The 6,702-nt window shown below is 75.0% G+C and carries 4 protein-coding genes; 1 reads left to right on the plus strand and 3 read right to left on the minus strand.

From position 1 onward, the window contains the following. Positions 1 to 3 precede the first annotated feature (3 nt). The 3 genes from prfB to VIU94_RS25615 form a co-directional block, all read right to left on the minus strand. Positions 4 to 1,110 (minus strand): peptide chain release factor 2, encoded by a 1,107-nt coding sequence (gene prfB, locus VIU94_RS25605; protein ID WP_331914548.1) that lies wholly within the window; start codon positions 1,108 to 1,110, stop codon positions 4 to 6. A 51-nt stretch (positions 1,111 to 1,161) separates the two neighbouring features. Then, positions 1,162 to 2,397 (minus strand): serine/threonine-protein kinase, encoded by a 1,236-nt coding sequence (locus VIU94_RS25610; protein WP_331914549.1) that lies wholly within the window; start codon positions 2,395 to 2,397, stop codon positions 1,162 to 1,164. Positions 2,398 to 2,558: 161 nt separating this feature from the next. Further along, positions 2,559 to 4,235, minus strand: a complete 1,677-nt coding sequence (locus tag VIU94_RS25615) for a serine/threonine-protein kinase (RefSeq protein WP_331914550.1) — start codon at positions 4,233 to 4,235, stop codon at positions 2,559 to 2,561. 511 nt (positions 4,236 to 4,746) lie between these two features. On the opposite strand from VIU94_RS25615, the gene VIU94_RS25620 reads away from it, so the two are divergent. Further along, positions 4,747 to 6,702 (plus strand): FHA domain-containing protein (locus VIU94_RS25620; protein WP_331914552.1); only part of this gene is annotated, 1,956 nt, incomplete at its 3' end.

Here is a 6,702-nt window from a genome sequence, read left to right on the forward strand (position 1 = left end):
GGGTTACTTCTCCGTCTGCTTGCGCCAGCGGATGCCGGCCTCCAGGAAGCCGTCGATCTCGCCGTCGAGGACGGACTGGGGGTTGCCGACCTCGAACTCCGTGCGGAGGTCCTTGACCATCTGGTACGGGTGGAGGACGTACGAGCGCATCTGGTTGCCCCAGGAGCTGCCGCCGTCGCCCTTGAGGGCGTCCATCCTGGCGCGCTCCTCCTGGCGCTGGCGCTCCAGGAGCTTGGCCTGGAGGACGTTCATGGCGCTGGCCTTGTTCTGGATCTGCGAGCGCTCGTTCTGGCAGGAGACGACGATGCCGGTCGGGAGGTGCGTGATGCGCACCGCCGAGTCGGTCGTGTTGACGCCCTGGCCGCCCGGGCCGGACGCGCGGTACACGTCGACGCGGAGCTCCGACTCGTCGATCTCGACGTGGTCGGACTGCTCGACGACCGGGAGCACCTCGACGCCCGCGAAGGACGTCTGGCGGCGGCCCTGGTTGTCGAACGGGGAGATGCGGACCAGGCGGTGCGTGCCCTGCTCGACGGAGAGCGTGCCGTAGGCGTACGGGGCCTTCACCACGAAGGTGGTCGACTTGATGCCGGCCTCTTCCGCGTACGAGGTCTCGTACACCTCGGTGCCGTAGCCGTGCCGTTCGGCCCAGCGCAGGTACATGCGCTGGAGCTGCTCTGCGAAGTCCGCGGCGTCGACGCCGCCGGCCTCGGCGCGGATGTTCACGAGCGCCTCGCGCTCGTCGTACTCGCCGGAGAGGAGCGTGCGGACTTCCATCTCGTCCAGCGCCTTGCGGACGGAGACGAGCTCCGTCTCCGCCTCGACGCGGGTGTCCGGGTCGTCCATCTCCTCGGCGAGCTCGAAGAGCACCGCGAGGTCGTCGATGCGCCCGCGCAGCGCCTCGGTCTTGCGGACCTCGGCCTGGAGGTGCGAAAGCTTGCTCGTGATCTTCTGCGCCGCCTCCGGGTCGTCCCACAGGGACGGGGCCGCGGCCTGCTCCTCGAGCACGGCGATGTCTGCCCTCAGCTTTTCGAGGTCCAGAACGGCCTCGATCGACCCCATGGTCGAGGAGAGGGACTTCAGCTCTTCGGATACATCGACGACTGCCACGCGTCCAGCGTAACGGCTCCGCGCAAGGACCTGGACCTCCCCGGGGCCCCGCTACGGCTGCGACGTCTGCTTGGAGTCCTCCGGCGCACCCCCGGTATCGCCGCTCGTCGCCAGATACCCGCCAGCGCCGACCGCCGCCGCGAGCACGACCGCGGCCACCGAGAGCGTGATGCGGCGCTTGCGCACCGTCTCCGCCTTGTGGCGGGCCGAGCCGGGTCGGCGGGCTCCGGCGGGGCGGGGGGCCCTGGCCGTGCCCAGGGGGCCGCCGGACAGCTCGTCGGGGGCCGGGACGCGCATCGAGGTGTGGGTGTCCCGGTTGGAGTCCGGGGACGCGCCCGGGACCAGCGGCACGGAGGCGCGGCGCGGAGCCGGCTCGCCGCCGCGGGTGGCGTGCGGCTCCTCCTCGTACGGCTCCGAGGACGTCGGCTCCGCGTCCGGCTCGTCGACGTCCAGCGGCGGGATGCCGGCGAGCAGCGGCAGGACGTCGCGCAGCCGGGCGGCCAGCTCCGAGGCGCGCAGTCGGGAGGCGGGGGCCTTCGCCAGGCACTGGACGATCAGCTGCCACAGCTCCTCGGGGATGCCGGGGAGCGGCACGACCGTCTCGGTGACGTGCCGGCGCAGCACCGCGCCCGGGTGCCCGCCGCCGAACGGCGTGAAGCCGGCCAGCAGTTCGTACAGCACGGTGGCCAGGGCGTAGATGTCGACGGCGGCGCGCGGCGGCAGGCCCTCGACGATCTCGGGGGCCAGGTAGTCCGGGGTGCCGATGATCCGGGTCGCCTTGGTGCGCCGCGGGGTGTCGATCAGCTTGGCGACGCCGAAGTCGGTGAGGAGCGCGGGGTGCGCGCCGCCGGGGCCGAGCGGGCCCTCCATGTCGAGCAGGATGTTCTCCGGCTTGACGTCCCGGTGCACGACCCCGGCCGCGTGCGCGGCGGCCAGGCCGTCGGCGACGTCGGCGATGATCGCGACGGCGGCTTCGGGGGCGAGCCGGCGCTCGCGGTCGAGGCGGGTGCGCAGGTCCGTGCCGCGGACCAGGTCCATGACGAGGGCCAGGTCGTTGCCGTCGACGACGAGGTCGCGGACGGCGACGACGTGGGGGTGGTCGAGCCCGAGCAGGGCCGTGCGCTCCTGGACGAAGCGCCCGACGAGCTCCTGGTCGGAGGCCAGGTCCTCGCGCAGCAGTTTGATGGCGACGGGGCCGTCGGGGCCCTCGCCGAGCCACACCGTGCCGGCGCTGCCCCGCCCGAGGATCTGGTGGGCCGTGTAGCGGCTGCCGATATTCCGTGCCAAGACTGCTCCCTCAGCGGCTGGAGTTCGCGTCAAAGTTACGCGGCCTCCCTCGCCGGTCTCGACTCCCGGGCGGAATTCACCCCCGGGAAGTCGACAAATCGGCAGAGTTGCTCGACACGCACCGGCGGAGTCGCTCGATGCACACCGTCACGTACCGGCTGTTACTGGCCCGTACCGCCCGTCGGGTCGCTGCTGGTGATCTCGTCCACCCAGCCGGTGAAGGAGTCGATGCCGTCGCCGATGGCCTCCCAGTAGCTCTTGCCCTCGGCCACCAGGTCCTGCAACCCGGTGAACTCCCAGATCAGCCAGCCCGCGACCACGAAGATCACGATCATGAACAGGCAGCCCTTGAGGCAGCCGAGTCCCGGGATGCGCATCGGGTTGGCGCTGCGCTGCCGCGGCTGGCGCGGCTCGCGCGGCGGACGCGGCGCGGGCTGCTGGGGCGGCGGCTGCGGGGGCGCGTACTGCTGCTGCTGCGGCGGCGGCGCGTACTGCTGGCGCTGCGGCGGCCGCTGCTGCTGCTGTCGGCGCGGGGCCGGCTGCTGGTACGGCTGCGGAGGCTGCTGCTGGTACGGCTGCTGCTGGGGCTGGTACGGCGGCGGCTGTGTGGGCCGGCGCTGGGGGCGGCGGCGCAGCGGGTCGTCGTCCGGGTCCAGGTACTGCATCTGGGTCTGCTCGTTGCGGTCCCGGACCGCGCGCAGCTGGTTCTGCCAGGGGTGCGGGTCCTCGGGCTGCGGCTGCGGGGGGCCGTCCGGGCGCGGGGGCACGGGGGGCATGACCGTGGTCGGGTCGGCGCCCCCGGCCGCGTTCAGGGGCATGACGCTGGTCGCGGCGCCGGGGTCGTACTGCGAGGCGGCGCCGCTCGGCAGCACCTGGGTCGCGTCGGCGGCGCCGGGTACCGCGGGGGTCCCCGGTACGGGCGCGGGGGCCGGGTCGGGGGCGAGCAGCGCGCCCACGCCCTCGGCAGCCTCGATCTGGGCCGGGGTCGCGTGCACGCCGATGCCGGCGGCGACCGCGCGCAGGCCGCGGGCCAGGTTCTGGGCGCTGGGCCGCCGCTCGGGGGTCTTGCTCAGGCAGCGCTCTATGACCGTCCACAGCGGGCCGGGGACGGTGGAGGGACGGCGCGGCTCCTCGCTGAGGTGCTGGTGCAGCACCTCCAGGGCGGTGCCGCCGCCGAACGGGGGCCGGCCGGTGACCAGCTCGTACAGCAGGATGCCCGCGCCGTAGACGTCGACGGCGGAGGTCTGCGGGCGGCCCTCGGCGGACTCCGGGGCCACGTACGCGGGGGTGCCGACGAACTCGTGGGTGCGGGTCAGGCCCGGGGAGTCGGCGAGGCGCGCGATGCCGAAGTCGGTGAGCATCGGGTGCATCTGGCCGTCGCGCTCGGCGAGCAGGACGTTGGCCGGCTTGAGGTCGCGGTGGACCACGCCGTCGGCGTGGCTGGCCGCGAGGGCGTCGGCGATCTGCGCGGTGAGCAGGGCGGCGGCGACCGGCGTGAGCGGGCCGTTCTCCCGGATGTAGCGGTGCAGGTCGGGCCCGTCGACGAGGTCCATCACCAGGGCGAGGACATCGCCCTCGACGACCAGGTCGCGGGTCCGCACGATGTTGGGGTGGGTGAGCCGGAGCAACACGGACCGCTCGCGCAGGAAGCGCATGACGATGTCCGCGTCGTTGGCCAGCTCCTCCTTCAGGACCTTGATCGCCACGGTCTCGCCGGGCTGGCCCGGCACGGCCGCCTCGGCGCCCGCCGCCTCGCGCTGGCGGGCTCGCCAGACGGTGCCCGTGGCGCCGCGGCCGAGCGGCTCCTCGAGCAGGTACTTGCTGCCGATTGGCCGCACGTCACGCGCTCCCTGCTGATCGTGGTCCTGGGGGTCCCTGTCGGGGCTCCCGGGGGTCGTTTCATCTGTTGTGACCGCTCCGGGTGTCCGACCCACTTTAGTGCCGCCGAACGGGTCACGGCCCGAACACCGGGGGTCGGATTCCGACGCCGGACGGTCGCCGGGACAGCCTCCTGACCGCCATCGGACTGTCGTCGGACTTGTCCGAATCATGCTGGGGAACAAGACGCGTTTGTCGTACCGGTGGTTGCCGGAAGGGTCGCGTGACGCACGCAACCAGGCACTTTTGCGTCCACAGCCGACCATTCAAGATCGTTTGAGGCCGACCCGGGGGCGGGTTGTCAGCGGCAGGTGCAAGGATGCCTACAGCACGTCGCGACATGGGGTCGGGAGCCCCTCGTTCCGTGCCGACCTGTACCGGACGACGCGTCCGTGCCGGGTCAGGGGGAGGCACCGGTCCGCCGGACGTTCCCCTGCCGGGCGCGCCGCGCAGAAGGGACCGCTGACGGCGATGCAGATCCGGCTGACCGTCCTCGCGCCGCCTCACAGCGGCCACTCCGGCTCCGCCGGGCGTTCCTGCGACGTGCTCGTCACCGCCCCAGCGGGTACGGCGCTGGCCGCCGTGGCCTCGGGTCTCGGCGCGGCCGTCTCCGGTCCTGACACCTCGGGCCCCGTCGTGCTGTACGCGGGTCATGAGCGGCTCGACGCGCAGCGCTGCGCGCTGGGCGAGCCGCCGCTGGTCGACGGTGCGGTGCTGTCCCTGGGCGGACCCGGTCCCGGGGCGCAGGAGACGGCCGACGAGGGCGTCGCGGCCCGGCTGCACGTGGTGGCGGGGCCGGACGCGGGCGGGGTGCACCTGCTGCACGGCGGCGCGATCCGGGTGGGCCGCTCCCTGGACGCCGACGTTCCGCTGGACGACCCGGACGTCTCCCGTCTGCACTGCACGGTCACGGTCGGGTCCGACGGCCGCGTCACGGTCGCGGACCTCGGCTCGACGAACGGCACGATGCTGGACGGCGCGGAGGTCGGCGACCGCCCGGTGTCACTGGCCCCCGGGGCGCTGCTCCGCCTCGGCGAGTCCGCCCTCCGCCTGACGCCCCCGACCTCCTACGGCGCGGACCCCGTCCCCACCACCCCGGACGGCGAGGGCCATCTGCGCGTCTCCCGCCCCGGCGAGCCGGCCGGCGGCGCGCCCGCGGCGGAGGGCCATGAGGTCCCCGAGGGCCCGGTGTCGGGCGGGACGGTGTCCACCGGCGCGCGCGGCGGGTACGGACACACGGCCCCGCACACGGGGAGCGGCGCGGACGACCGGACCCACGGCGGGCGGGGCGTGTCGTACGAGGCGCTGGCGCAGGGGGGCGGTACGGGAGCCGGTGCCGGCTCCGGTACGGGACCCGGTTCGGCCGGCTCCGGCACGAGGACCGGTTCCGCGGCCTCCGGCACGTACGAGACCGACCAGGACACCCACGGCCGCGCCCGCGACAACGAAGCCGACCCCGGCGTCGCGCACAGCAGGACGGGGCAGACCCGGCGGCAGGGCGCGCCGACCCGAGGCGCCCAACTCCCCGACGGCGGCGGCAAGAAGCGCGGACTCGGCGCGTGGGCGCGCCGGTTCGCCGGGGCCAAGGACGAGCTGCCGCTGCCCACGGGCGGCGCGCCCTCGGGCCCGGCGCCCGAGCCCGCCGGACCGCTCACCGCCCCCGACACCTGGCCCGACCCCGCCGCCGTACTGCTCACCGCGCTCGGCCCGGGCCCCCGGCTGTGGGAGCGCGGCCCGGACCACGCGGAGGCGCTGGTGGTCCGGCTCGGCACGGCGGACCGGGCCGAGCTGCCGGCGGTCCCGGTGACCGTCGGACTGCGCGAGGCCGGGTCCCTGGGCCTGGCCGGACCGGGCGACCGGCTCGCCGGGCTCGCCCGCTCCGTCGTGGCGCAGCTCGCCGCGCTGCACTCCCCCGCCGACCTGGAGATCGTGCTGATCGCCGCCGACCGCGGCCGCCCGCTCGAAGAGCGGCGGCGGGCCTGGGGCTGGCTCGGCTGGCTCCCCCATCTGCGGCCCGCGCACGGCCAGGACTGCCGGCTGCTGCTCGCGTACGACCGCGAGCAGGCGGCAGCCCGCACCGCCGAGCTGACCCGCCGTCTGGACGACGGCCCGCTCGGCCAGGGCTGGCCGAGCGCCGACCGGGCGGCGGTCGCGAAGGCCGCGGCGGTCTACGAGGGGCCGCGCACGGTCGTGATCGTGGACGGCGACCCCGGCTCGTCGGCGCTGCGCGAGACCACCGCGCGGCTCGCCGGCGCGGGGGCGGCGGCCGGCATCCATCTGATCTGCCTCGCCGAGGCCCCGTCCGCCTCGCCGGTCTCCCCGGTCGCGGCGACGTACGAGACGGCGTGCGCGGCCTCGCTCGCGTTCCGCGAGTGCGGCGCGGCCGCGCTGCTGAGCGGGGACGTGGCGACGGCGCTGCGGCTGCTG

This window comes from Streptomyces sp., assembly GCF_036566765.1.
In the GTDB taxonomy this organism is placed as follows: Bacteria; Actinomycetota; Actinomycetes; order Streptomycetales; family Streptomycetaceae; genus Streptomyces.